Consider the following 26,079-nt stretch of genomic DNA (forward strand, 5'->3'; position numbering starts at 1 on the left):
GGCTCTACTTGCCGAGCACGTGGCGTAGCGCAGATTCCAGGTCAGGCTGGCGGAATGGGTGCCCGGCCCGGTTGAGCCTGGCGGGAAGCACGTGCTGGTTGGCCAGGGCGAGTTCTTGGGCTCCCTGCGCGCCGAGTAGTACCCGGGGGCCCAGCGCGGGGACGGGCAGCACCGCGGGACGGTGCAGAACGTGCGCCAGTGTTTTGGTGTAGTCGGCATTGCGGACCGCCTGCGGTGCAACGGCATTCACCACACCAGAGAGCTCTGGATCCCACAGTCCGCGGTGATAGATGTCCACCAGGTCATCGATCCCGATCCAGGAGAACCACTGTTGCCCGTCGCCCAGTCGGCCGCCCAGCCCGGCGCTGAAGAGCGGCCGCATCAGTCGCAGGGTGCCGCCGGCGGGGGACTGGACGATGCCGGTGCGTACTTTCACCACCCGCACCCCGCCTTGTTCGGCGGGTGCCGTGGCGTCCTCCCAGTCGGCGACCACGTCCGCGAGGAACCCGTCGCCGCGGGCACTGTCCTCGGTGAGCGTGTCGTCGCCCCGGTCGTATCCGTAGTACCCGATCGCTGACGCGCTGACGAACACGGCAGTACCGGTCCGTGCGGCCAATTCGGATAGCCGCCGCGTCGGTCCGATGCGACTGTCGCGGATGGCTTTTCGATGCTTGTCCGAGAAGCGCCCAGCGATGGATGCGCCGGCCAGATGGATGACCGCGTCCACTCCGGCGAGCAGATCGGAGTCTGGGTCATCGGTGTTCCACTGGCGCTCGTCGGAGCCCTTCGGCGTGCCGCGGACCAGTCGGATGACCCGGTGGCCACCGGTGGTCAGGAAAGCCGTCAAAGCGGAACCAACCAGCCCGGACGAACCCGTCACCGCAACGGTCGCCGAGCTGAAACCGTGTTTGGTGGCCCGAGCGTGCGCGGCGAGATCGTCGGACAACTGACGGTGCCGGTAGGCGAACATCGAGCGCAACAATGCGGCGGGTACCGGCGTCTCGACGTGGTCGATCACCCGCGTCTTGCTGTCCCCGACCTCCTCGAAGTCGTGTACGTGTCGCCACTTGCCGACGAGGCGTGGCGGTAGCGAGGCGATCCCGTCGCTGCTCAAATCGTCGACGAAACGTCTTGGCGGATCGTAGGATTCGGCCTGATGCTGAGCGATCCAGCGCAGGCCGGCGGGTAATGCCAGGGTGGCGCGCCCGTCCTCGAGTGAGTCCGCCTCCGAAACCAACTTCATCGGCGACCAAGGTGGCGACAGGCGCTGGAATGCACCCGGCCGGCTGAACCACTCGAACACCTCGTCGCGCGGTGCGTCGATCACACTTGAGTAACTGATCCCCATTCCCTGACGCTACCGGCGTTTCGGACGGCGTGGCGACAGCGGTTCTAGGGAACAGTGTCTGCATGGACGTTGGCGAAGGGATTCGAGCGATATTCGATACCGCCCTCGACCGGGCGGTCGTCCCGGGCTACACAACGGTGGGATATCGGCTCAGGCAACTGGGCTGGGCCGACGACCCACCTCCGCATGCGCTTCGGGGTCGCACCGCGCTGGTGACCGGCGCCAATCGGGGCCTCGGTAAGGCGATCGCCTCAGGTCTGGCCCGGTTGGGCGCGACGGTGCTGTTGACTGTGCGCGACCGCGAGAAGGGCGAGGAGGCGCGTGCGGAGATCGTCGAGGAGATCGCCACGGACAACCCGGATCCTGACATACGCGTGGAGGTGTGCGATGTGTCTGACCTGGACGCAGTGCGGAATTTTGCCGCCGATCTGACCGGCAGGATCTCGGTGTTGGACGTGCTCATCCACAATGCCGGTGTTTTGCCCGCCGAACGGGCCGAAACGACCGACGGGCATGAAGTCACCCTGGCCACACACGTGCTGGGCCCGTTGCTGTTGACCGAGCGATTGGTTCCGCTACTGACCGCCTCGGCGGATCCGCGGGTGATCCTGATGTCGTCGGGAGGGATGTACACCCAACCGCTGCCCGCCAACGATCCCGAGTACCTCAACAGCAAATACCGCGGCGCGATCGCGTACGCGCGAACCAAGCGAATACAGGTTGCATTCACGCCGATTCTGGCTCGGCGCTGGCCCGGCATCAGGGTGTACTCCATGCATCCTGGCTGGGCCGATACGCCGGGAGTGGCAGCATCGCTGCCTGCCTTCCGGCGGCTGACCAGCCCGTTGCTGCGCACGGCAGAGGAGGGTGCCGACACCGCCATCTGGCTGGCAGCAACCAGACCGGCACCGCCGACGGGGCGGTTCTGGCACGATCGGCGGTCTCGTCCTCAGCACTACCTGCTGTCTACGAGGTACAGCGAAGGGGCGCGGGAGCGGATGTGGCGCTACTGCGCCGAGGCAATCGGGCTGGAAACCGACGAGGGTTAGCGGTCCGGCAGCGCGTGCTCGACGATCGGTAGCCGTGGCAACGGCTGGCGTACGCCGCGCTTGGCGGCCAGGTACACCTGGGCGGTCTGCTGGGCCACCGTTTGCCAGTCGAAGTCGGAGGTGAGGCGTTCTCTGGCCGCGCGGGCGCGTCGCTGTGCGGCGGCGGCATCGTCCAGAGCGGTACCCACGGCAGCCGCCAGCGCCGCCACATCGCGGGGCGGGCAGGAAAGCCCGGTGACGCCGTTGATCACGGCTTCGCCCAAGCCGCCGCTGTTCGACGTCACCAGCGGTGCGCCTGCCGCGGCCGCCTCGAGCGCGGCCAGCCCGAACGGCTCGTAGTGACTGGGCAACACCGCGACGTCAGCGCGGTGCAGCGCGGCCAGCAGCTCGTCGTGGTGCAGATGCCCGACAAACCGAGTTGCCTTGAGCACCTTGTGCTTACGGGCCTGAGCGACGAGGAAGTCCTGCTGGGTGCCGTCGCCGGCGACGGTCAGCGTGGTGCCCGGATGGGCGCGCCTGATCCGCGGTAGTGCGGCGATCAGATCGTGCACGCCCTTCTCGTATTCCAGCCGTCCGACGTAGAGCAGCTCGGCCGGTCCGGTGCGCAGGCAGCGAGCCGCGAACGGCCAACGCGCGGCGTCGATTCCGTTGCGGATCACCGTCGTCTGGGCCAGGCCGGGGCCGAACAACTCGGTGATCTCGTCGCTCATCGACGCCGAACACGTGATGAGCGAATCGGATTCGCGCACCAACCACGATTCGACGGCATGCACCTGACGGCTGATCGCTCCGCTGACCCAGCCCGAGTGCCGACCGGCCTCCGTCGCGTGAATCGTGGAAACAATTGGCACGTCATAGAATTGGGCCAGCGCGATGGCCGGGTGGGCGACCAGCCAGTCATGGGCGTGGACCACGTCGGGCCGCCAGGGCCGGTCGGCGCCGCGTCGTTGGACACGGGTTCCCAGTGACAAGCCGGCCCGGATCATCGCGTGCCCCATCGCGAGCGTCCAGGCCATCATGTCGGTGCCGAAGGTGAACTCGTGCGGGTCTTGTGCGGCCGCGACAACCCGGACGCCCTCGCTGATCTCATCCGACGACGGGTGGGTGCTGGGGTCGGTACCCGTCGGACGGCGGGACAAGACGACGACATCGTGCCCGGCCGCGGCCAGCGCGGTCGACAGGTGGTGCACGTGCCGGCCGAGCCCGCCGATCACCACCGGCGGGTATTCCCACGACACCATCAGGATCTTCACGCGCGCGGACCCTCGGACCGCGAGCGACCGCCAACTGTCGTCGCCGGCGGCGTGTCGTCGAGCAGACACGCGCGCTCGCGGGGCCAGGAACAGGTCATTTGGGCAGCCTACGGGCATCCAGCGCCCCGAACAGCCCGTCGGCCCGGTTCCAGCCCTCGGCCAATCGCTGCGCGGCGTCCCGCCGGCCTGCCGCCAGCGTTCCGGCGATTTCCCGGGTGGCGTGCGCATGTAGGTGAGCGCGATAGCGCGCATAGTCGGCGGCGGAGTCCTTGCTCACCATGAAGGGCCAGTCGCTGGATACGGTCAGCAGCGTCTCGCGCAGGATCTGGTCGGCAACGTGATCGCGGGGGATCGGCCCATCGAGCGACGCCGTCTGAGCCAGCGCCTTATCCACCGTCGACAGCGCGGTATCGACCACTTCGGAGTTGAGCTGGACCAGATCGGCCACCTTCTCGCCGTTCCAGACTTGCCAGTCCTTACCGGAACCCCAAGAGCTGGGCGGCAATTCGACCGGAGCGCCGACGAATCCGGCTGACATCGCGTCGCTGAGGGTGCCCACTTGGACACCGGCGGCCGGCAGTGCCCGCAGCACTCGTGCCAGCCACGTCGGGCCCTCGTACCACCAGTGGCCGAACAACTCGGTGTCGAAAGCGGCGACCACGTGCGCCGGGCGGCCGATCCGCTCGAACTCGGACAGCAACCGGTTGCGCACCACCTCGACGAAGTCGGCGACGTGCACGTCCACCGCGCGATCGGCGCGGGCCGGGTCGTAGGGCGCCTTGCCCTCCGACCCGACATTGCGGCCGGTGACCCGTGCCGGCTTGAGGCCGGTCAGGTGGTCGTAGGTGTGGAAGTCGCGGTAGGCGGCGTGGCCGGGGTAGCCGGATTTCGGCGACCACACCCGATAACTGACCTGCAGGTCGCGGCCGAAGGCCACGACGTCGGTGGCGCCGACCGGGCGGCCCAGTGCGGTGTCGCCGTGCAGCGATGGGCCGTCGACCATGAAGTGGCTGATCGCCGCGGCGGCGTAGTCGTTCTCCATGCCCGGGGCGTAAGCGCATTCCGGCGCCCAGATGCCGGTGGGGCGGTATGCCAGTCGCTGCCCTGCGTCGGCCAGACCTTCGCGCAGGGCGAATTCACGCAGGCGTGGGGCCAGCAGCGGCTGGAAGGGGTGCGCCAGCGGGCCGCCGAGCAACTCGACGGTGCCGGCGTCGATCAGCCCACGCAGCAGCGGGCTGCCGCCGTGCCGCCACAGCGTCGCGAAGTCATCGAGTGCCTCTTCGGCCTCTTCGCACTCGCGAACACCGAAGGTTCGCAGCGCTTCGGGTGTGCAGGACAGATAGTCGGCCGACTTCGAACCCGCGGCAGTGCGGACAGTAGTTGCTTCGAAAGCGCGCAGCCGCCAATTCGCCAGCCAGTGATACATGCCTTCCAGGCAGTACGGGTCGTCGAGCTGAGCGTTGACCACCGGCGTCATGCCGAGCGTGATCAGCCCGCGGCGACCCTCGTCGGCCAGCGTGCGCAGCACCCGGAACAACGGCAGGTAGGCGGCCGACCACGACTGGTATAGCCATTCCTCGCCCACCGGCCACCGGCCGTGATGGGCCAGCCAAGGCAGGTGAGTGTGCAGGACCAGGGTGAACATGCCCGGCACCCCGTTGCGCGGGGTGTCAGCCTGATCTGCCCGGAAATCGTTCAAAGCCGCACCGCGATTGCGACCAGATCCAAACTGTCATCAATGTGGCGGACATCACCGCCGGCGGCCGGTACCAGGTCGAAGTCGCCGGTGGTCACCGCCGCCACATCTGCTACCAGCTCGGGCGACCAAGGCGCGTCGGCCACTGCCCGCGCGATCTGCGCGTCGATGATGGATCCGCCGTGGCGGGCGTCCATTTGCTGCAGCCGCGGCCCATGAAACAGGCCGCTCATCGAGACGTCGGAGAATCCGTTGTCCACCAAGAGTTCGGTGAGCTCATCTGCATTGAGCTCGCGGGTGTGGAACGGGTTGATCGGGGTGTCGCGGCCGGGGGAGAAGGTGATCCGGTTGGGGGTGGAGATCATCAGCAGCCCCGACGGGCGCAGCACCCGCGCGCACTCCCGAATGAACTGGCCCTGGTCCCACAAATGCTCGATGACCTGGAAGTTGGCCACCACGTCGACGGATGCGTCCGGCAACGGCAGCTCCGCCAGATTGGCCTGCTGAACCTGCACACGGGGGTAACGACTGCGGACGTGAGTCACTGCCGACTCGTCGTAATCCACCGCGACCACCTGGCGGGCCACCCCGGCGATCAGGTCCGCGCCGTAGCCCTCGCCGCAGCCGGCTTCCAGGACGTCGCGGCCCGCGCAGCGCGGTGCCAGACGCTCGTAGACCACCTCGTGGCGGCGGAACCAGTAGTTCTCGATGTCCAGATCGGGAATGGTGCGTTCGCCGGTCAGGGTCAACACGGAGTCCGCCGACCAGTCCGCGCCGCCGGCGGCGTGCTCGGCGGAGATCTGTTGTGGTCCGTCAGGGACTATTGCGCTCATTGCTAAGGCAGGCTAACGCCTGGCATCCGATTCGCGAACCGGAGAGCGGATCACGGCGCCGGAATGCCCGCGCCCGCCAGCGAACCGCCTGCGCTAACGGACCAGGGAGCAGCGGAAAGTCGGGCAACTCACACCCGCTATGGTGTGAAAGCAGACCGCACAAAGTTACCCTTAAGTAACATGCGCTTGCGGTTGCCGTACGCGTGACCTAGGTCCTGCAGTCGACCGCTGCGGGACTCCTTCGAGGAGGACGAACCCCACCCATGACGAACATCGTGGTTCTGATCAAGCAGGTCCCAGACACCTGGTCGGAGCGCAAGCTATCCGACGGCGACTGGACGCTCGACCGCGAGGCCGCCGACGCGGTCCTGGACGAGATCAATGAACGTGCCGTAGAAGAGGCGCTGCAGATCCGCGAGCGCGAGGGCGGCGATGGATCGGTGACCGTGCTGACCGCCGGCCCCGAGCGCGCCACCGAGGCGATTCGCAAGGCCCTGTCCATGGGCGCCGACAAGGCTGTGCACCTCAAGGACGACGGGCTCAAGGGCTCCGATGTCATCCAGACCGGATGGGCGCTGGCCCGGGCTCTGGGTGCCATCGAGGGTGTCGAACTGGTGATCGCCGGCAACGAGGCGACCGACGGCAGCGGCGGTGCGGTACCGGCCATCATCGCCGAGTACCTGGGCCTGCCCCAGCTCACCCACGTGCGCAAGTTGGCCGTCGAAGGCGGCAAGGTGACCGCCGAGCGCGAGACCGACGACGGTGTGTTCGGGCTCGAGGCTTCGCTGCCCGCCGTGGTCAGCGTCAACGAGAAGATCAACGAGCCACGCTTCCCCTCCTTCAAGGGCATCATGGCCGCCAAGAAGAAGGAGGTCAGCGTCTTGACGCTGGCTGACATCGGCGTCGAAGGCGACGAGGTCGGACTGGCCAACGCCGGATCGACGGTCAAGTCCTCGACACCGAAGCCCCCCAAGACTGCGGGTGAGAAGGTCACCGACGAGGGCGAGGGCGGCAACGACATCGTCAAGTACTTGGTTTCCCAGAAGATCATCTGACCGGCGTTCACCCCAGAGACGAGAAGAGCAACAACCCATGGCTGAAGTATTGGTGCTCGCTGAGCACGCTGATGGTGCGCTGAAGAAGGTCAGCGCCGAGTTGATCACCGCCGCCCGCGCGCTGGGCGAGCCCGCCGCCGTCGTCATCGGTGCGCCGGGCACGGCCGCGCCGCTGGTGGACGGGCTGAAGGCGGCCGGTGCCGCCAAGATCTACGTCGCCGAGTCCGACGACGTGAGCAATTACCTGATCACCCCCTTCGTCGACGTGCTGGCAGCGCTGGCCGAGTCCAACGCGCCGGCGGCCGTCCTGGTTGCTGCCACTGCGGACGGCAAGGAGATCGCGGGACGGCTTGCCGCCCGGATCGGCTCCGGCCTGCTGGTCGACGTGGTTGAGGTCAAAGAGGGTGGGATCGGTGTGCACAGCATCTTCGGTGGCGCGTTCACCGTCGACGCGCAGGCCAACGGTGACACCCCGGTGATCTCGGTGCGCGCCGGCGCGGTCGAGGCGGAACCGGCCGATGGTGCCGGCGAGCAGATCAACGTGGACGTTCCGGCTCCGGCCGACAACGCGACCAAGATCACCTCGCGTGAGCCGGTGGTTGGCGGTGACCGCCCGGAGCTGACCGAAGCCAGCATCGTCGTGGCCGGTGGACGTGGCGTCGGCAGCGCGGAGAAGTTCAGCGTGGTCGAGGAACTGGCCGACTCGTTCGGCGCGGCTGTGGGCGCATCGCGTGCCGCGGTCGACTCCGGCTACTACCCGGGCCAGTTCCAGGTGGGTCAGACCGGCAAGACGGTCTCGCCGCAGCTGTACATCGCGTTGGGTATCTCCGGCGCAATCCAGCACCGTGCCGGGATGCAGACCTCGAAGACCATCGTCGCGGTGAACAAGGACGAGGAAGCGCCGATCTTCGAGATCGCCGACTACGGCATCGTGGGTGACCTGTTCAAGGTCGCTCCGCAGCTGACCGCAGGCGTCAAGTCGCGCAAGGGCTGACGTGTGAGCTGAGCAACAGCCGCCGCCCCGCAGGTTCATTCCTGCGGGGCGGCGTTTTTTCTGCCTGTTCGCACCGGCGCAACCTTGGTGCGCAATACTGAAAGCTTCCACCTGTCGCGTCCCGTTGTTGGGCCGAAATCACAGGCAACGCAAGGTATTTCGTCATCTTGCGTGCACCGACATGTCATGGCGCGGATGCCGTTTGGCAGACCGGCTAGGCCACGTTGGTTCCCATGAGCATCGCATCAGTCCTCATACCCAGCGACAAGCCCCGTGGTCCGGCGACTCCTGCTGTTTCGGGATCCTCGGACGGACCGCATTACTCCCTGTTGCTGTCCACCGACCCCAGCCTGATCGAAGCCGCCCAGCGGCTGCGTTACGACGTGTTCAGCACCACGCCCGGGTTCAGCCTGCCGGACACCCACGATGGCCGTGACGCCGACCGGTTCGACGAATTCTGCGATCACCTGCTGGTTCGCGACGATGACACCGGCGAGCTGGTGGGTTGTTACCGGATGCTGCCGCCGGCCGGTGCGATTGCCGCCGGAGGCCTCTACACCGCAACGGAATTCGACGTGCGGGCCTTCGACCCGCTGCGGCCGTCCCTGGTCGAGATGGGTCGCGCCGTAGTGCGCGACGGCCACCGCAACGGTGGCGTGGTGCTACTGATGTGGGCCGGCATCCTGGCCTACCTGGACCGGTTCGACTACGACCACGTCACCGGCTGCGTGTCGGTGCCCGTCGAGACCGATGGTGACGCACCCGGCACGCAGATCCGCGGTGTCCGCGACTTCGTGCTGAAACGCCACGCGGCGCAATATCGGGTGCGCCCCTATCGGCCGGTGCACATCGATGGCAGAGGGCTCGACGACATCGCGCCACCGGGGCGGCCCACGGTCCCGGCCCTGATGCGCGGCTATCTGCGACTGGGTGCGCGGGCCTGCGGCGAACCTGCCCACGATCCGGACTTCGGTGTCGGCGACTTCTGTGTGCTGCTGAGCAAGCGGGACGCCGACACCCGCTATCTCAAGCGGCTGCGGTCGGTGTCGGCGGCGGCGGAGATGGGCTCGGTGCAGGGCGGAGCGGCTTGATGAATCCCTCAGCAGGGCACGCCTGGTTGCCGCGCGCGTCGTGCGATGAAAGCTGTGTCGGGACGGGTGGCTCGGATGCGAAGCCGTCGCTGAGAACGAGATTGCGGGTGGCACTTCGCGTGACGCTGGCACTGCTGGTTGCACCCGGTTTGCCGCTGCTCGGGATGCCGGTGCCCGGGCGCACGCACATCCAACGTGTGTACTGCCGGTTTGCGCTACGCTGCTTCGGGGTGCGAATCGCGAAGTCCGGCAGCCCAATCCGCAATCTGCGTGGCGTTCTGGTGGTGAGCAGCCACGTGTCCTGGCTGGACGTCTTCGTGATCGGGGCGGTGATGCCGGGGTCGTTCGTCGCGCGTGCCGATATGTTCACCGGCCCGGCGACGGGGATCGTGGCCCGCATCTTGCGGATCATCCCGATCGAGCGGACCAGCCTGCGCTTGCTGCCCGGTGTGGTGGACGCCATGGCACGACGACTGCGTGCGGGACAGACGGTAGTGGCTTTTCCGGAGGGCACCACCTGGTGCGGTGTGGCCTCGGGCAAGTTCTATCCGGCGATGTTTCAAGCGGCGATCGATGCGGGCCGCCCGGTTCAGCCGCTGCGATTGACATATCGCGACGTCGACGGCTCCGTATCGACGACGCCGGCCTTCGTTGGTGAGGACACCCTGGCGAAGTCGTTCCTGCGCATCATCAGTGTGCGGCGCACGGTGGCGTGTGTGCGTGTCGAGTCGCTCGAGCTGCCCGGCGCCAGTCGTCGTGCCTTGGCTGTGCGCTGCCAATCTGCCGTTCTGGGTGCGCCGGAGACTGTGGGCCGCGCGGGCCGCGGGCACGCCCTGGTTGCTTAGCCGGTCCGCCAAATGTTTTGGCCACCGTCGGCGCGTCGGCGAGAGAATCGGGGTACATGCATCAGCGGAGGAGGTGATGGCAGTGACTCGCTGGCCGAAACCCGATGTTCCTGGTCCGGGACAGGAATCGGTGTGGGACTATCCGCGCCCGCCGCGGTTGGAAGAATTCGCCGGTTCGATCACCATCGAATTCGGTGGTCAGCTGATCGCCTCCGCGACCCGCGGGTGGCGGGTGCTGGAGACCAGTCACCCGCCGTCGTACTACCTGCCCCGCGAGGCGTTCGAGGCTGACGTGCTGCAACCCACCCGCGGTGCGTCGTGGTGCGAATGGAAGGGGCAGGCGAGCTACCTCGACCTGGTGGTCGCGGGCCGCACGGCGCCGCGCGCCGCCTGGACCTATGAGCGGCCGTCGACCGCCTTCGCGCCGATCGTGGATGCGATTGCGGTGATGGCCGCCCAGGTCGATCGCTGCACAGTCAATGGGGAAGACGTCGTTGCGCAGCCCGGCGGTTTCTACGGCGGCTGGATAACCAGCTGGATTGTCGGACCGTTCAAGGGAATTCCGGGATCTATGGGTTGGTAGCCCCTGATCGGGCAACTCTGTGTGGGTGAACGTGCATCGCGACATCAATGCGCCGTCCGAGGTGGTCTGGAAACTGCTGGTAGACCTGGATGCTTGGCCACGATGGGGACCATCCATCAGCCGCGCCGAGCTCGATCCGCCCTTTGATCAGTTGAGTTCTTGCGCGACGGGCGTTGTCCACACGTCACTGTTGGTGGCGCTGCCTTTTGTCGTCACGGATTTCGAGGCCGGCCACTACTGGGCCTGGAAGGTCGCAGGTGTTCCCGCGACCTGGCACCGCGTCGACCCGGTGGCCGCGGGCGCCCGAGTCACCTTCGGTGTCCCGTGGTGGGCTCCCGCGTATCTGGCGGTGTGCTCAATTGCATTGCGCCGCATAGAAAAAATGGCGCTCGCGGCGTCTGCGGCGGATTAAGGAGGCTGTCCGCCGAGGCGGCGTTGTTGGGCGACTACTTCGTCGAGATCCTTGAGGCGCTTCATGCCCGCCAGCGGTTGGGCCATCCTGTGGTTGCCGGCCAACTGCTCGGCATTGCGGGATAGGAACCACCAGTAGCCGCCAGTGAACGGGCAGGCATCTTCGCCGACCCGCTTGCTGGGCCGATACCGGCATTGACCGCAATAATCGCTCATCCGGTTGATGTAGGCCCCGCCGGACGCGTACGGCTTGGTCGCCATCAGTCCGCCGTCGGCGTGCTGGGACATCCCCACCACGTTGGCCACCATTACCCACTCGTAGCCGTCGACGAAGCAATTGTGAAACCAGTCGGTGACGGCGCCGGGATGCCAACCGCGTTGCAAGGCGTAGTTGGACAGCACCATCAATCGCGGGATGTGGTGAACCCAGCCGTGATCGCGCACCTGCGCCAGCACATCTTTGAGGCAGTGCGCTTGCACCGCGTCGGCGTCCAGGTCGGCAAACCAGTCCGGCAGTTCGGCGCGCGCTGCTAATGCGTTGCGGCGCCGGTAGTTTCGGCCGAAATGCCAGTAGACGTGCCAGATGTAGTCGCGCCACCCGATCAGCTGCCTGATATAGCCTTCTACGCTGCCGAGCGGGGCATCTCCGCGGCGGTAGGCGTCCTCAGCGGCATAGGCGCATTCCAGTGGATCCAGCAAGCCAAGATTCATCGTCGGCGACAACAGGCTGTGGGCCATAAAGCGGTCTTCGGTGAGCATGGCATCTTCGTGAGGGCCGAAGTGCGGCAACCGATCCCGAATGAAAACGTCGAGGGCCTGCTGCGCTTCGGTTGCGGTTACGGCGAATTCGCGCGGGCCGTCGCGGCCGACAAACGACACGGTGCCGTCGCGTTCCCAGCGGTCCAGGTCGTCGCGAACCTGCTCGTCGATCTCGTCCTCTTCCGGCCGCCACGGCTCTGGAACACCAAGTGTTGTTTCATTTTTCGGGGCGGGCTCTCGATTGTCGGCATCGAAATTCCAACGGCCCTTGACGGGTTCGTCGCCGTCCATCAATAAGTCGAAGCGGCGGCGGGCGCTTCGGTAGAAATTCTCCAGCAGCAGCGTGCGATGCTGTTTTGTCCACTCGTCGAATTGCTCTCGGCTGGTGCAGAATCCGCGCGCCGGCAGGACTTCGACCGAAGGCAGCGATCGCACGAATTGGTCGGCCGCCCAGGTGGTCGGCTGGCACACGCTGATCGGCCCTTTGACTTGGTCGAGCGCTTCGGCGTAGCTGTCGGTCTGCAGAAACACTGCCTGCTCGCCGAGTTCGGCGGCCCGGTGCCGCAACGCGGACAGCACCAGGTGCGCCTTGCGGCGGTGGTATCGGCGCCGTCCGAATACCGCGCGAGACTCGATCAGCAGCACCGGCTGATCGGGTTCGTCCAGGAAGTGCGGGCCGAGTTGGTCGGCGAAGCACCAGCGGCGGTCGGTAGTCATGGTCGGGGTAGCCATTCACCAATTGAATCGGCGCCAAACACGCACGTGTTGCGCCGCCGCCACTTTCGCCGTTTCCCGGTCGTCCGGTGAATGATTGGCCAGGATGTAGGCCAGCAACGTGGGGAGGAGTGCGGATGTCGTTCGCGATAGCGGCGCCGGAACTGATAGCGACGGCAGCGCGGCAACTGGCGGGCATCGGTTCGGCGCTCAACTCCGCGGGAGCAGCGGCGGCGGGTGCGACGACGGAGCTGGTGCCCGCGGCCGCCGACGAAGTGTCGGAGCAGATCGCGGCGATCTTCGGTGGCCATGCGGATGCGTATCGGCAGGTCAGCGTGCAGGCGGCGGCATTTCACGACACCTTCGTGCGGGCCGTGGACACCGGGGCATCTGCCTACGCCCGTGCCGAGGCGGTCGGTGCGAACCTGCTCCGGCAAGCGCTCGACCAGGTGATTGAGCCCGGCGTCGGCGCTACCGCCGCAGGCACCGCGTTCATCATGGGCGGAACGGGCAACCCGCAACCCGCACCCGCCTTCGTCGCGGCCATCAACAACGCCTTCATCACCCCGTTTGTACAGGCCAACCCGGCCTACGCGGGACTCAGCGCATTCGGCCTGTACACGCCGGAGGGCGGCATACCCTTCCTGAGCGCCATCAGCTACGACCAGTCATTGATTCAAGGCCAGCTGATCCTGAACAACGCGATCATGGGGCTGCCGCCCGGCACCAAGAACCTGATATTCGGCTACTCGCAGAGCGCCAGTATCGCTTCGGCGGAGATGCGGGCGCTCGCGGCGCTGCCGGCCAGCATGCGGCCGAGCCCCGACGACCTGACCTTCATGTTGATCGGCAATCCGGACAATCCCAACGGCGGCATGTCCACCAGGCTGCCCTTCAACATTCCGATCCTGGGCTCGTTGCTTGGCATGTCGTCCTTCGGCCCCACTCCGCCGGACACCCCGTATCCGACCTACATCTACACCGGCCAGTACGACAACGTCGCGAATTTCCCGCAGTACCCGCTCAACGTCTTCTCGACCCTCAATGCTGTCCTCGGGAACGTGTACGTGCACCCGTACTACACCTCGCTCACGCCCGAGCAGGTGCAGAACGCGGTTCAACTGGGCACGTCACCGGGCTACTACGAGAATGGCGGCGTCACCCGGTACTACATGTTCCCGACCCAGAATCTGCCCCTGCTGCAGCCGCTGCGCGCCATTCCCGTTCTGGGCAACCCGCTGGCCGAACTGCTGCAACCGAATCTGCGGGTGCTCGTCGACCTGGGCTACAACCCGAACGGGTACGCCGACGTGCCCACACCCGCGCAACTGGTGCCCGGCTTCAGCCCGGTCGAGGACCTGTTGAACTATCTGCGGCCGGAACTGAACGAGGTGGGGATCTATCCGCCCAGCTATCCGACGTCGCCGAACCCGAACTTCAACCCGTTCAGCGTCGCCGGGCTGTTGGCGACCGGAACCCAGCAGGGCGTCAACAACGCGCTGGTCACCCTGGGTCTTCTGCCCGCGTCGGCGTACTCGGCGACCTATCCTGGGGTCGCCAGCGTGGCGGCGGTCTCGACGGTCGCCCCCTAGCGGCCCCGTCCAGCGCCTGTCCGGCCTGCTCAGGAGTTCTGAGTCACCGATATGGCCCGGTATCGTGGCACGAGTCATGGTCTACCTCGATCACGCTGCCACCACCCCGATGCACCCCGCTGCCATCGAGGCGATGACGGCTGTGCTGGGCACCGTGGGCAATGCGTCCTCGCTGCACACCTCCGGTCGTACCGCACGCCGCAGGATCGAGGAGTCCCGCGAGTTGATCGCCGCCAAATTGGACGCGCGACCCTCGGAAATCATCTTCACCGCCGGCGGCACCGAAAGCGACAACCTGGCCGTCAAGGGCATCTACTGGGCACGCCGTGACGCCGACCCGAGCCGTCGGCGGATCGTCACCACCGAGGTTGAACACCACGCCGTGCTGGACACGGTGACCTGGCTCGTCGAACACGAGGGTGCCGAGGTGACGTGGCTGCCCACCGCTGCCGACGGTTCGGTGTCGGCGACCGCACTGCGCGAGGTGCTGGAAACCCATGACGACGTGGCGCTGGTGTCGGTGATGTGGGCCAACAACGAGGTCGGCACCATCATGCCGGTCAGCGAATTGGCTTCGGTAGCGGCTGAGTTCGGCGTACCCATGCACAGCGATGCCATTCAGGCGGTGGGCCAGGTGCCCGTTGGTTTCGCGGCCAGTGGTTTGTCGGCGATGAGTGTGGCCGCGCATAAGTTCGGTGGCCCGCCGGGTGTGGGCGCGCTGCTGCTGCGCCGCGACGTCACCTGTGTGCCGCTGTTGCACGGCGGCGGCCAGGAGCGCGATATCCGTTCCGGCACACCAGATGTCGCCGGTGCCGTCGGTATGGCGACTGCTGCTCAGATCGCGGTCGATGGCATCGAGGCCGATAGTGCCCGGTTGCGGGTGCTGCGTGACCGCCTGGTCGAGGGTGTGCTCACCGAGATTGACGACGTGCGTCTCAACGGTGCCCCTGATCCGCTGCGGCTACCGGGCAACGCACACTTCACCTTCCGGGGCTGTGAAGGCGACTCATTGCTGATGTTGTTGGACGCCAACGGAATTGAATGTTCGACCGGTTCGGCGTGCACCGCGGGTATCGCTCAGCCGTCGCACGTGCTGATCGCGATGGGTGCCGATCCGGCCAGCGCTCGCGGCTCGTTGCGGTTGTCGTTGGGGCACAACAGCGTTGATGCTGATGTCGATGCGGTACTGCAGGTGCTGCCCGGGGCTGTGGCCCGGGCGCGGCGTGCCGCCCTGGCTGCTGCGGGGTTGTCGTAGTGAAGGTTCTGGCCGCGATGAGTGGTGGCGTCGACTCGTCTGTCGCCGCCGCGCGAATGGTCGATGCCGGACACGACGTGGTCGGCGTGCACCTTGCGTTGTCTCGCGCACCTGGCACGTTGCGCACCGGCTCGCGCGGATGCTGCTCCAAAGAAGACGCTTCCGATGCGCGCCGGGTCGCTGACGTGCTCGGAATTCCTTTCTACGTGTGGGATTTCGCGGACAAGTTCGCCGAAGATGTGATCGACGACTTCGTGTCTTCGTATGAGCGTGGTGAAACCCCCAATCCCTGCGTTCGCTGCAACCAGGAGATCAAGTTCTCGGCTCTTTCGGCGCGCGCGCTGGCGTTGGGCTTCGACACCGTCGTCACCGGGCACTATGCGCGGCTCTCGGATGGACGGCTGCGCCGCGCCGTGGACCGGGACAAGGATCAGTCGTACGTGTTGGCGGTGTTGAGCGCAAAGCAACTGCGCCATGCCGCCTTTCCGATCGGCGACACCCCGAAGCCGGAAATCCGGGCCGAGGCCGCGCGGCGCGGGCTGGCGGTCGCCGACAAGCCGGACAGTCACGACATCTGCTTCATCCCGTCCGGCAACACCCAGGCATTTCTGGGTGAGCGCATCGGCGTACGGCGGGGGAGCGTGGTCGACCAGGACGGCTCGGTGCTGGCCGAACATGAAGGCGTGCACGGCTTCACCATCGGGCAGCGCAAGGGCCTGGGTATCGCAGGCCCGGGACCGGATGGCCGACCACGCTACGTGACGGCGATCGACGCCGACAGCGCGACTGTGCACGTCGGCAGTTTGTCCGACCTCGACGTTCACGCGCTGACCGGCCGGCAACCGATCTTCACCGCCGGCACGGCGCCGTCCGGTCCGATCGAATGTGAAGTCCAGGTGCGGGCGCACGGCGATATAACCAGTTCCGTGGCGGAATTGGTGGGCGACGAGCTACGCGTGCAACTGCGTGCGCCGCTGCGCGGGGTGGCCCGCGGCCAGACGCTGGTGCTGTACCGCCCGGATGCTGACGGCGACGAGGTGCTGGGTAGCGCCACTATCGCCGGTACTGCCTAGCGGTTCGGCGGTCGCGCGCCGGTAGTCGGCGCGTCGGCACCCCATCGACCTGTGTTTTAAATCGTTTGACAGTGCTGACCCGCTGGCGAGTTGTGGGCGCGGTTGCTGAGTCGAACGTTGCTGCGGTGGACGGAGCATTAGTTCCCTGATGCCAACCTAGTGAGCCGTGTGTGTAAATCGTAATTCGGATCACTAATGTGTGCCAATTTCGCTATCGATAGGTGTGCGAACAAACGACTGTCCAGCGAAAAAAATTGTCAGCAAATCCCTTGTTTTGAGGGTTAGGCCCAGCTAACGTCTGCCGCGAACGATCACGGTTCGGGAACTGTGACTACTGACCATTCGGGCGTTCGACGAATTCTGCATTCTCATTGAAGGGGTATTCATGTCTTTCGTTTCTTTTTCGCCTGAATTGGTCGCAGCGGCCGTCGGGGATCTGAATGGTGTGGGTGCACAGCTCTCGGTAGCGGAGTCGGCCGCGGCGGCAGCGACGACGTCTATTGCTCCGGCGGCGGCCGATGAGATTTCCGCGCGTATCTCGGCCCTCTTCGCCTGGCACGGGGTGGAGTACCAGGCCGTCAGCTCGCAGATGGCTGCCTACCAGGCGCGGTTCGTCGGGGCGTTGAGTGCGGCGACGGGCGCGTACGTGTGGACGGAGATCACCAACGCTGAGCAAAACGTGCTGAACATCATCAACACGCCGACCAATGTGTTGCTGGGGCGCCCGCTGATCGGCGATGGCCGCAACGCCACGACTGCGGGCGGGGCCGGCGGGGCTGGCGGAATCTTGTTCGGTAGCGGCGGTGCCGGTGCGGCAGGCGCGACGGGTCAGGCCGGTGGCGCGGGTGGAGCCGCGGGCTTGTGGGGCAATGGTGGTGGCGGCGGCACGGGCGGTGCTGGGGCTTCAGGTGGCGCCGGCGGTGCCGCCGGGATTCTGATGGGCGTTGGTGGAACGGGTGGCATCGGTGGAACTGGTGGCGGGACGGGCGGCATCGGTGGTGCCGGTGGCGTGTTCTGGGGTGCTGGCGGTGTCGGTGGTGCTGGCGGCGCGGGTGGTGGCACGGGTGGCGCGGGTGGTGCCGGTGAATGGTTGATCGGTTCTGGTGGACACGGCGGCGCGGGCGGTGCTGGTGGCGGCACGGGTGGTGCTGGCGGTAATGGCGGGTTGCTGATCGGTGGCGGCGGCAATGGTGGTGCGGGTGGTTTGGGCGGCGGTACCGGAGGTGTCGGCGGCCGCGCGGAGTTGATCTTTGGTGCTGCCGGTAATGGTGGCGCGGGTGGTGCGGGTGCTGACGGCGCGGTCAGTGCCGTTGGCGGCACCGGTGGACACGGTGGCGCGGGTGGGGCTGGCTGGCTGTTTGCCGGCGGCGGCGCGGGCGGCGCCGGTGGCGTGGGCGGAACTGGCGGTGCCGGGCTGAGCGGCGGCGCGATCGGTGGTACCGGCGGCGTGGGTGGACTCGGCGGTGACGGCGGCGCCGGAGGTTCGGGCTCGATCTTGTTCGGTGCCGGTGGTGCCGGTGGTGCCAGCGGCGGTGGCGGCACCGGCGGTATCGGCGGTACCGGCGGCGTCGGTGCGCTGGCCGGCGTGGGCGGTACCGGTGGAACCGGCGGCATTGGCGGTACGGCTGGTAAGGCCGGAATCGGTGGCGCTCACGGCGTGATCTTCAGCAATGGCGGTGCGACGGGCGGAGTTGCCGCAGGCGGCACGGGTGGTGTCGGTGGCACCGGTGGTGCCGGTGCGGCCAACGGCACGGTGGCGGCGCCCGGCGTGACCGGGGCGACCGGCTTCTCCGGCGGTGTTGGCGGGCTCGGCGGTGACGGCGGCGCCGCGGTCGCGGGCGGTGTCCAGGGTGCCGGTGGTGGCGGCGGTACCGGTGGCGTCGGTGGCCAGGGCGGCCAAGGTGGCGTCGGCGTTGATGGTGTGGGTTCGGCCGCCAAGGGTGGCCAGGGCGCTGCCGGTGGCGCCGGTGGCACCGGTGGTATTGCGGGCTTGGGTGGCTCGGGTTCGAAGGCGGGCGCCGTTGGCACCTCGGGTGCCGGTGGTCAGGGCGGTGTTGGCGGGACCGGTGGTCAGGGTGGTGCTAACACGTCGATCACCGCACCGGGTGCTAACGGTGACGCCGGTGGACAGGGCGGTCAGGGTGGTGTCGGCGGTGTCGGTGGCGCCGCGGGTGCGGCGCTCCCGGGTGGTGCAACGGGCGCCCAGGGTGCCGGTGGCACCGGTGGTACCGGCGGCATCGGTGGTGCGGGTGCTGCCGGCGGTAATGGAGCAAATGGTGTCGGTATCGGGGCGTCCGGGCAGGCCGGCGGCAACGGCGGCCAAGGCGGTCTGGGTGGCGACGCCGGCCTCGGCGGTGCCGGGTCGACCGTCGGCAAGGCGGGTACCGCGGGTAACGGTGGAGCCGGTGGCACGGGCGGCAACGGCGGCCAGGGCATCGCGGGCGCAACCGGTATCGACAGCGCGACCCCTGCGGACGCGGGCGGTAAGGGTGGCGCCGGCGGGGCCGGCGGCAATGCGGGTAGCGGCGGCGCCGGCGGTTTGGCGGGTAACGCCAATGGCGGCACCGCGGGCACGATCGGTGCTGGTGGCAAGGGTGGAACGGGTGGAGACGGTGCCACCGGCGGCACCGGCGGAAAGGGCGCGAACAGTGCGAATCCGGCTGTCGCCGGCAGCCAGGGTGGCCAGGGTGGCGCCGGCGGTAAAGGTGGGCAGGCGGGGGCCGGTGGCTTCGGCTCCACGCCCGGCGCGGCCGGTGCGGCTGGGTCCGGCGGTGACGGCGGGCTCGGCGGTAAGGGCGGCACCGGAGTCGCCGGCAACGACGGCAACGGCGGGTCCGGCGGGTCCGGCGGTAACGGCGGTAGCGGCGGAGAAGGCGCCGAAGGCACCAAGGGCGGCCCGAACGGTGGCACGGGTGGCGACGGTGCCAAGGGCGGTACCGGCGGCAACGGCGGCAACGGCGGAGACGCGGGTGGTTCCGGCGGCAGCAAGGGCGACGGCGGCCAGGGCGGTGACGGTGGAACGGGCGGCAAGGGCGGTACCGGTGGCACCGGTAAGGACGCCACCGACCCGTCCAAGGCCGGCGAAATGGGCGGCAAGGGCGGTAACGGCGCCGACGGCGGGACCGGCGGTTCCGGTGGTGAGGGCGCGAACCCCGGCGGCGCGGGCAACCAGGGTAACGGCGGCGACGGCGGCACCGGCGGCACCGGCGGTAAGGGCATTGGCGACGGTCCGGGCGGCATCGGTGGTACCGGCGGTGACGGCGGCAAAGGCGCGGACAGCACCACTGTGTCTCCTCCCGGCGGGACCGGCGAGTCCGGTGGTAACGGCGGTAACGGCGGCCAGGGTGGCGAAGGCGGCCTAGCGGACGGCCCGGGCGGGATTCAGGGTGCCGGCGGCGAGGGCGGTAAAGGCGGCGACGGCGGTAAGGGCGCGGCCGGTGGCGATGGCATCGACAGCACCGACCCGACGGTGGGAGGCACCTCCGGCGGCACCGGCGGGTCCGGCGGTAACGGCGGCGACGCCGGCAAGGGCGGCGGCGGTTCCAGCACCGGAGACGCCGGGACGGCCGGTAACGGCGGCACGGGTGGCTCGGGCGGTAACGGCGGTAACGGTGCGGACAACACCGACCCCGTTACACCTGGCGGGACCGGCGGCAATGGTGGTGACGCCGGCAACGGCGGTACCGGTGGCACCGGCGGCAAGGCTGGTAACCCGAACGGCGGCACCGGCGGCACCGACGGCGCTGGTGGCGTCGGCGGCAACGGCGGAGTCGGCGGTAAAGGCGCCGACGGTGGTAACGGCATCGACAGCAAGGACCCGACCGTGGCGGGCACGACCGGCGGCAACGGCGGGTCCGGCGGCAAGGGTGGTGACGCAGGCACCGGCGGTACCGGCTCCACCAAGGGCGACGGCGGCACCGCCGGAAACGGCGGCCAGGGCGGCACCGGCGGAACGGGCGGTAATGGTGCGGACAACACCACGCCAGTCGGGCCGGGAGCGACCGGCGGCACCGGCGGTAACGCCGGCAGCGGCGGCAACGGCGGAGCCGGTGGCAAGGCGGGCGGCACCAACGGCGGCACCGCAGGTACTGACGGAGTCGGCGGCCTCGGCGGCAACGGCGGCGTCGGCGGCAAGGGTGCCACCGGTGGTAACGGCACCAACAGCGCTGACCCGACGGTGGCCGGTACGTCCGGCGGCAACGGCGGATCCGGCGGCAATGGCGGCGCGGCCGGCCTGGGGGGCACCGGCTCCACCAAGGGAACGGGCGGAACTGCTGGTAACGGCGGTATTGGCGGCACCGGTGGCACCGGCGGCAACGGCGCGGACAACAACAACGCGGTCGGCACCGGGTCGACCGGCGGAGCCGGCGGTGACGCAGGAAACGGCGGCAACGGCGGTGCCGGCGGCAAGGCGGGCGCCACTAACGGCGGCACCGCAGGCACCGATGGTGTTGGCGGCCTGGGCGGCAACGGCGGCGTAGGCGGCAAGGGTGCAAACGGCGGTTTCGGTATCAACGGTGTGGACGCCGGTCCAGGACAAGCGGGCGGTAACGGCGGCGTCGGCGGCAAGGGCGGTGACGCAGGTCTAGGCGGCACCGGCTCCAAGGCCGGATCCGCCGGCACCGCTGGAAACGGCGGTACGGGCGGAAACGGCGCCAAGGGCGGCAACGGTGCGGCTGGCAACGGCTCGATCATTCTGCCGCCCGGAGCTAACGGCATCACCGGTGGCGCCGGCGGCAACGGCGGCCAAGGCGGTGCTGGCGGCAGCGCGGGCAACGCCAACGGCGGCACCGCAGGAACCCAGGGTGTCGGCGGAAACGGCGGCAACGGCGGGACCGGCGGCAAGGGCGGCGCAGGTATCGACGGCAACGACGGTGTCGGCTCCGGTGTGAGCGGACAAGCCGGTGGTAACGGCGGGGCTGGCGGCAAGGGCGGCGACGCCGGTCTGGCCGGCACCGGCTCCAAGGCCGGGACCGCCGGTACCGCCGGAAACGGCGGCGCGGGTGGCACCGGCGCCAACGGCGGCGACGGTACGAACAACACCACTGTCGCCGCGGCCGGGGCGACCGGCGGCGTCGGCGGCGCCGGCGGCAATGGCGGCCAGGGCGGGGTCGGCGGCGTTGCCGGCGCCACCAACGGCGGCACCGCTGGTACGCAAGGTGCCGGCGGTAACGGCGGCACCGGCGGTAATGGCGGCAGCGGCGCCCAAGGTGGCGACGGCAACAACGGTGTCGGCTCGGGCGCGACCGGGCAAGCGGGCGGCACCGGCGGCGACGGCGGTAAGGGCGGCAATGCGGGCGCAGCCGGAACCGGCTCCAGCCCGGGCACCGCTGGTAAAGCCGGAAACGGTGGCAACAGCGGCAGCGGCGGTGACGGCGGCGATGGCACCACCGGCACCTCCGGTGTCGCATCGAGCAAGGCCGGCGGCACCGGCGGTAATGGTGGCGCCGGCGGCAACGCCGGGACGGCGGGCGCTGCCGGCACCGGCACCGGCGGCACCGCGGGCACGACCGGCAACGGCGGCAACGGTGGAAACGGCGGTAACGGCGGCGATAGCGGCCTGAACACCGCCGGTAACGGCGCAACCGGGTTCGCCGGCGGAAACGGCGGTAACGGCGGCGTCGGTGGCAACGGCACCGTGGCCGGCAGCGGCGGCAACAGCGGTAACGGCGGCGACGGCGGCCAAGGCGCCACGGGCAGCTCGGTGGCGGGCAATGCGGGTGGTACCGGTGGCGTCGGTGGCGTCGGTGGCAACGCAGGGACGGCCGGGGCCGCCGGCACTGGCACTGGCGGTACGTCCGGCACGACTGGCAACGGCGGTGACGGCGGCACCGGCGGCACCGGCGGCACCGGCGGCGCCAACAACACATTGGTCAACGGCGATGGCCAAACCGGGTTCACCGGCGGCAAGGGCGGCAACGGCGGCACTGGCGGCAACGGCTTCACCGCTGGCAATGGCGGTAAGGCCGGGACTGGCGGCACGGGCGGCGCCGGCGGCAACGGCGCGACCGGCGGCCCCAGCCTGGATGGCGGCGACGGCGGCACCGGCGGGACTGGTGGCGTGGCGGGGACCGGTGGCAAGGCCGGTACTGGCACCGTCGCCGGTGTGGCCGGCGGTGTAGGTAACGCCGGCGCCGGTGGCGTCGGAGGTAACGGCGGTGACGGCGGCGCCGGCGCAACGGGCACCGGTTCGGCGGTCAACGGCGGCAAGGGCGGTAACGGCGGCAACGCCGGTAACGGCGGTGTCGGCGGTAACGGCGTGGTCGGTGGGGCCAACGGCGGCGGCGGCAGTGCCGGCGCTGCCGGCAAGGGCGGCGCCGGCGGCGCGGGCTTCACCTCCAACACCGGCAACGGCTCTAATGGCGGTGACGGTGGCATCGGCGGCAACGGCGGTGTCGCCGGCGTGAACGGAACCGGAGGCACCTTCGGCGCTGTTAACGGCGATGCGAGCGCCGGTGGTGCCGGAGGTAGGGGCGGTGATGGAGGTGACAGCAACTCCGCCACTACCGGCAACGGCGGCAACGCCGGCAACGGCGGCGCCGGTGGCAACGGCGTGAGCGGCGGCAGGGGAGGCGACGGCGGCAGTGGTGGCGACATGACGGGAGGCCAGGGCTCGGGCGCCGGTGGAACGGCCGGCAACGGCGGTGCGGGGGGCATCGGCAACGGCCCCTCGAGTCCTCTCGGCAACTCCGGCATCGGCGGCGCCGGCGGCAATGGCGGTTCTGCCGGCATAAGCCGCGGCGTCGGAGATGGCATCAATGGCGGCAATGGAGGTGACGGCGGCGCCGGCAACATCCGAGGCGGTCAAGGTGGTACCGGCGGCGTGGGGACTAGCTTCGCTACCACCGGCTTGCAGGGCGCGGGAGGCAACGGAGGCAACGGAGGTGCCGGCACCGGAGCCACCGGAGTCGGCGGAAACGGGGGCACCGGAGGACAGGGCGCATTCCCAGGATTCACCGGCGGTGGAGGCGGGCCAATCATTGGCGACCCAGGCGGTGCCGGCGGTGTCGGCGGGAACGGCGGCAACGGCACCTCCGCCGGCGGCATCGGCGGCACTGGCGGCCAAGGCGGTGTCGGGAACGGGGTCAATTCGCTCAACGGCGGCGTCGGAGGCGTCGGCGGTGTCGGCGGCGTGGGTGGTAACGGTGGCAATGGCACCGGCGCCAGCGGCGTCGGCGGTGCTGGCGGTGTCGGCGGCAAGGGCGGCGAGGGCGGCGTGGCCATTGGCCAGAATCCGGGTGACACCGCCACCGGCGGGGTCGGTGGCACCGGCGGCGGCGGCGGCAAGGGCGGCAACGGCGTCGCGGCGGGCGCTAGTGGCGGCAGCGGCGGTCAGGGCGGTGATGGCGGCGACGGAACCGGCGGCAACGGCGGCAGCGGCGGTGCTGGCACCCCGGGCAATGCGAACGCCGGCACCTCTGGCGGCACCGGCGGCACCGGCGGCAAGGGCGGTACCGCCGGACCTGCCTAATCGGCCAGAAACCAAAGCGATCGACCTCAAACACCGGTGGCCCGGGTGCTGCACGCACCCGGGCCACCGGTGTGTTTCCGTCCACAACTCACGAGCGGCCTGCAACGCTTCTGCTGCACCCGCCGGAAGCCGACTGGATCCGACGCTGTCAAGCCGGCGGTCATTTTCGTTGTGTTCGAGCCACGCCGGAAGTTTGGAAAACGTGTGTCGCGGTCGGAGCAATTGTTCCGAGTGACTTTGTGCCGGACGCGTCCAATGAATTATTGTCAGCGTCTACTTGCTCGACACCGTTAGCCGATTTGTCCACGCGGCAACCAGCAACGAAATTGGCGCACGCTGGTTGTCCGAATATCCGCGACCGCCATCCGGTCGACCTAACCGATTAAGGTTGCTATTTGTCATAAGTCGTATTTCACAAATTGGTCCACAAGAATGGGTAATTCAGGTCGTTTCCATCGGCAATGAGCTTGGTGATGACGGCGACAATTTCGCGGGCATTTCCGCTGGTGCCGCAACTGGAGGCCTGGCGCTCCGCGAGGCCGAACCAGACCTCTAGGAGCTTTAGCCATGAAGCTGAGGTCGAGGTGGAGTGCACGTGGATGCGGGGATTGGCGGTCAGCCGGTTGCGGACTCCTCGTTTCCTGAGGCCGGAGCTGCTGTTCGCGACCAGGTGTAGCTGCTGGTCCGGGTAGGCGCAGGCCGTGTGTTCGAGGAATTCCAGCAATCCCTGACGGTGGTGGCAATCCTGGCGGGTGCCGGCCACCTCGCCGGTTGCGCTCTCGAGCGCCGAGAGCAGCGTCGGCTGGGTGCGATCCGATGCCCGGTTCTGCGCATCACCGCACAGCACGACCGCGCTGCACGACGGGTCCAGATACAGCCCCGCGACGTCCGTGACGTTGGCGACGAGTTCCGGTTCGGTCGCGAAGCTGAACGTCTCGGCTCCCTGCGGTTGTATTCCGTAGTCACGCCAGGCCTTGGCCACCGCCGAGAAGCTGATGCCCAAGTGATCGGCTAGCAGTCGTGAAATCCATTGCGTTGCAGCCAGTTTCGATGGCGGTGGTGTCAATGTCGTTGACACGATGTCGCCATAGTCAAGTCGGCGCGGGCGACCCGAGCGAGGCCGGTCGACCAGTCCGTCGATCCCGGACTGCTCGTAACGGGCCCGCCACGCGATCACGGTCGGGCGGGATACCCCAGTGCGGGCGGCGATCTCAGTGTTGGACGTCCCATCGGCAGCCATCAGTACGATCCGCGCCCGCTGGGCCTCCCCGGCCGTCACCGTCGAGGACCGGGTCAACGACAGCAACGTCTCTCGATCCCCATCGCGCAACATAAGAGGCTCACTTCGCACGCATAAGTTTCTCAAATATTGACCGTAAAGCTAATTCAGACACGCCTGGCCTGTCTGATTGTCGCACCTAGCTCCCTGGCACCTTGGTGAGGATGTTCGTCATCACGATGTCGGACACCGAATCGGTAAAACCGCAGAAGGTGACTTCCACCAAGGCGGTCGACCGAACCCGATAGTCACGCCCGCACGAGCCCGGCCGCATGTGCAGAGCGTCGGTGTCGGCGTCCCAGGTGCTGATGAACAGTGAGCCCATCGAACTTTCCGCGCAGTCCTTGACGGTGTGCACCAACGCATCGAAGGCGCGCCGGGCGGTGTCCGCGTCGAGGTAGCTCGCCGCGCCCTCCGAGATCAGCCTGCCATCGGGCGGGTCCTGAAATGTCGTCTTGTGAAACGCTTTGACGTCCGGGCCGAAGGTCGACGTGTCGGCGAAGATAAACCGACATTCACCGGGGGCGGTGGCCGCGAGGTTGTCGATGTCGACCAGTTGCCTGCCGTCCATCGACGGAACGATGGTGAGCGCCTCACCCGCGCCGGTGATCGCACGCATTCGCGACTGGTCTAGCAGCAGCGCGCCAGCGTCGAGGACCCCGAGCGGGACCGCGTTGTAAGGAGTCAAAGCTTCGCCGCTCACCGTTCGAGTGCACGCTGTAGTCAGCAACGCCGCACACAAAAGCAGCTGCACCAATCTCGCCATCTGTCACCCTTC

The 26,079-nt window shown here is 68.4% G+C and carries 18 protein-coding genes; 11 read left to right on the forward strand and 7 right to left on the reverse strand.

All coding sequences use genetic code 11. From position 1 onward, the window contains the following. Positions 1-4: 4 nt before the first annotated feature. Positions 5-1,348: a TIGR01777 family oxidoreductase gene (locus ACZY1I_RS06190; protein WP_463753360.1), complete on the reverse strand. Its 1,344-nt coding sequence runs from the start codon at positions 1,346-1,348 to the stop codon at positions 5-7. Between the two features lie 62 nt (positions 1,349-1,410). Here ACZY1I_RS06190 and ACZY1I_RS06195 point away from each other — a divergent pair, with 62 nt between their 5' ends. Continuing rightward, positions 1,411-2,397: an SDR family NAD(P)-dependent oxidoreductase gene (locus ACZY1I_RS06195; protein WP_463753361.1), complete on the forward strand. Its 987-nt coding sequence runs from the start codon at positions 1,411-1,413 to the stop codon at positions 2,395-2,397. Here ACZY1I_RS06195 and ACZY1I_RS06200 read toward each other — a convergent pair. The 3 genes from ACZY1I_RS06200 to ACZY1I_RS06210 all read right to left on the reverse strand — a co-directional run bounded on the left by ACZY1I_RS06200 (position 2,394) and on the right by ACZY1I_RS06210 (position 6,179). Next, on the reverse strand, positions 2,394-3,650 hold the full coding sequence (locus tag ACZY1I_RS06200) for a glycosyltransferase family 4 protein (protein ID WP_463753362.1): 1,257 nt from the start codon (positions 3,648-3,650) through the stop codon (positions 2,394-2,396). The two genes, ACZY1I_RS06195 and ACZY1I_RS06200, sit on opposite strands and share 4 nt — an antisense overlap. Before the next feature lie 94 nt (positions 3,651-3,744). Further along, positions 3,745-5,295: a 1,4-alpha-glucan branching protein domain-containing protein gene (locus tag ACZY1I_RS06205; protein ID WP_463753539.1), complete on the reverse strand. Its 1,551-nt coding sequence runs from the start codon at positions 5,293-5,295 to the stop codon at positions 3,745-3,747. Positions 5,296-5,345: 50 nt separating this feature from the next. Next, complete coding sequence (locus ACZY1I_RS06210) at positions 5,346-6,179, reverse strand: class I SAM-dependent methyltransferase (RefSeq protein ID WP_463753363.1); 834 nt, start codon at positions 6,177-6,179, stop codon at positions 5,346-5,348. Between the two features lie 263 nt (positions 6,180-6,442). Here ACZY1I_RS06210 and ACZY1I_RS06215 point away from each other — a divergent pair, with 263 nt between their 5' ends. From ACZY1I_RS06215 to ACZY1I_RS06240, 6 genes are all read left to right on the forward strand, one after another. Beyond that, a complete protein-coding gene (locus tag ACZY1I_RS06215) occupies positions 6,443-7,234 on the forward strand; it encodes an electron transfer flavoprotein subunit beta/FixA family protein (protein ID WP_463753364.1) in 792 nt (263 codons plus the stop codon). Between the two features lie 37 nt (positions 7,235-7,271). Beyond that, positions 7,272-8,228: an electron transfer flavoprotein subunit alpha/FixB family protein gene (locus ACZY1I_RS06220; RefSeq protein ID WP_463753365.1), complete on the forward strand. Its 957-nt coding sequence runs from the start codon at positions 7,272-7,274 to the stop codon at positions 8,226-8,228. Between the two features lie 233 nt (positions 8,229-8,461). After that, complete coding sequence (locus ACZY1I_RS06225) at positions 8,462-9,319, forward strand: GNAT family N-acetyltransferase (protein ID WP_463753366.1); 858 nt, start codon at positions 8,462-8,464, stop codon at positions 9,317-9,319. Then, positions 9,319-10,164, forward strand: a complete 846-nt coding sequence (locus ACZY1I_RS06230; protein WP_463753367.1) for a lysophospholipid acyltransferase family protein — start codon at positions 9,319-9,321, stop codon at positions 10,162-10,164. The genes ACZY1I_RS06225 and ACZY1I_RS06230 overlap by 1 nt, the downstream gene beginning before the upstream one ends. A gap of 82 nt (positions 10,165-10,246) precedes the next feature. Beyond that, complete coding sequence (locus ACZY1I_RS06235; protein WP_463753540.1) at positions 10,247-10,747, forward strand: DUF427 domain-containing protein; 501 nt, start codon at positions 10,247-10,249, stop codon at positions 10,745-10,747. Positions 10,748-10,772: 25 nt separating this feature from the next. Further along, positions 10,773-11,159 carry an SRPBCC family protein gene (locus tag ACZY1I_RS06240; protein ID WP_463753368.1) on the forward strand — a complete coding sequence of 129 codons (387 nt, stop codon included), beginning with the start codon at positions 10,773-10,775 and terminating at the stop codon, positions 11,157-11,159. Here the strand turns inward: ACZY1I_RS06240 and ACZY1I_RS06245 are convergent. Further along, on the reverse strand, positions 11,156-12,649 hold the full coding sequence (locus ACZY1I_RS06245) for a cryptochrome/photolyase family protein (RefSeq protein WP_463753369.1): 1,494 nt from the start codon (positions 12,647-12,649) through the stop codon (positions 11,156-11,158). The two genes, ACZY1I_RS06240 and ACZY1I_RS06245, sit on opposite strands and share 4 nt — an antisense overlap. Positions 12,650-12,768: 119 nt before the next feature. Here ACZY1I_RS06245 and ACZY1I_RS06250 point away from each other — a divergent pair, with 119 nt between their 5' ends. The 4 genes from ACZY1I_RS06250 to ACZY1I_RS06265 all read left to right on the forward strand — a co-directional run bounded on the left by ACZY1I_RS06250 (position 12,769) and on the right by ACZY1I_RS06265 (position 24,022). After that, positions 12,769-14,223 (forward strand): PE-PPE domain-containing protein, encoded by a 1,455-nt coding sequence (locus tag ACZY1I_RS06250; protein ID WP_463753370.1) that lies wholly within the window; start codon positions 12,769-12,771, stop codon positions 14,221-14,223. Positions 14,224-14,299: 76 nt separating this feature from the next. Beyond that, a complete protein-coding gene (locus ACZY1I_RS06255) occupies positions 14,300-15,478 on the forward strand; it encodes a cysteine desulfurase family protein (protein WP_463753371.1) in 1,179 nt (392 codons plus the stop codon). Beyond that, positions 15,478-16,551, forward strand: a complete 1,074-nt coding sequence (mnmA, locus tag ACZY1I_RS06260) for a tRNA 2-thiouridine(34) synthase MnmA (protein WP_463753372.1) — start codon at positions 15,478-15,480, stop codon at positions 16,549-16,551. The genes ACZY1I_RS06255 and mnmA overlap by 1 nt, the downstream gene beginning before the upstream one ends. Positions 16,552-16,936: 385 nt before the next feature. After that, a complete protein-coding gene (locus ACZY1I_RS06265; RefSeq protein WP_463753373.1) occupies positions 16,937-24,022 on the forward strand; it encodes a PE family protein in 7,086 nt (2,361 codons plus the stop codon). Between the two features lie 412 nt (positions 24,023-24,434). Here ACZY1I_RS06265 and ACZY1I_RS06270 read toward each other — a convergent pair whose 3' ends face one another. Together ACZY1I_RS06270 and ACZY1I_RS06275 are read right to left on the reverse strand one after the other, a co-directional pair. Beyond that, positions 24,435-25,355, reverse strand: a complete 921-nt coding sequence (locus tag ACZY1I_RS06270) for a helix-turn-helix domain-containing protein (RefSeq protein WP_463753374.1) — start codon at positions 25,353-25,355, stop codon at positions 24,435-24,437. A gap of 85 nt (positions 25,356-25,440) precedes the next feature. Beyond that, positions 25,441-26,067 (reverse strand): sensor domain-containing protein, encoded by a 627-nt coding sequence (locus ACZY1I_RS06275; protein ID WP_463753375.1) that lies wholly within the window; start codon positions 26,065-26,067, stop codon positions 25,441-25,443. Positions 26,068-26,079: the final 12 nt, after the last annotated feature.

It is taken from the genome of Mycobacterium sp. IDUB_37, assembly GCF_055419245.1.

Excerpts from the sequence above, each read along its gene's own strand:
- ACZY1I_RS06225 (WP_463753366.1), top strand. The coding sequence starts at position 8,462 with ATGAGCATCGCATCAGTCCTCATACCCAGCGACAAGCCCCGTGGTCCG.
- ACZY1I_RS06275 (WP_463753375.1), bottom strand. The coding sequence starts at position 26,067 with ATGGCGAGATTGGTGCAGCTGCTTTTGTGTGCGGCGTTGCTGACTACA.
- ACZY1I_RS06220 (WP_463753365.1), top strand. The coding sequence starts at position 7,272 with ATGGCTGAAGTATTGGTGCTCGCTGAGCACGCTGATGGTGCGCTGAAG.
- ACZY1I_RS06265 (WP_463753373.1), top strand. The coding sequence starts at position 16,937 with ATGTCTTTCGTTTCTTTTTCGCCTGAATTGGTCGCAGCGGCCGTCGGG.
- ACZY1I_RS06255 (WP_463753371.1), top strand. The coding sequence starts at position 14,300 with ATGGTCTACCTCGATCACGCTGCCACCACCCCGATGCACCCCGCTGCC.
- ACZY1I_RS06205 (WP_463753539.1), bottom strand. The coding sequence starts at position 5,295 with ATGTTCACCCTGGTCCTGCACACTCACCTGCCTTGGCTGGCCCATCAC.
- ACZY1I_RS06245 (WP_463753369.1), bottom strand. The coding sequence starts at position 12,649 with ATGGCTACCCCGACCATGACTACCGACCGCCGCTGGTGCTTCGCCGAC.
- ACZY1I_RS06250 (WP_463753370.1), top strand. The coding sequence starts at position 12,769 with ATGTCGTTCGCGATAGCGGCGCCGGAACTGATAGCGACGGCAGCGCGG.
- ACZY1I_RS06270 (WP_463753374.1), bottom strand. The coding sequence starts at position 25,355 with ATGTTGCGCGATGGGGATCGAGAGACGTTGCTGTCGTTGACCCGGTCC.
- ACZY1I_RS06210 (WP_463753363.1), bottom strand. The coding sequence starts at position 6,179 with ATGAGCGCAATAGTCCCTGACGGACCACAACAGATCTCCGCCGAGCAC.
- ACZY1I_RS06215 (WP_463753364.1), top strand. The coding sequence starts at position 6,443 with ATGACGAACATCGTGGTTCTGATCAAGCAGGTCCCAGACACCTGGTCG.
- ACZY1I_RS06230 (WP_463753367.1), top strand. The coding sequence starts at position 9,319 with ATGAATCCCTCAGCAGGGCACGCCTGGTTGCCGCGCGCGTCGTGCGAT.
- ACZY1I_RS06190 (WP_463753360.1), bottom strand. The coding sequence starts at position 1,348 with ATGGGGATCAGTTACTCAAGTGTGATCGACGCACCGCGCGACGAGGTG.
- ACZY1I_RS06195 (WP_463753361.1), top strand. The coding sequence starts at position 1,411 with ATGGACGTTGGCGAAGGGATTCGAGCGATATTCGATACCGCCCTCGAC.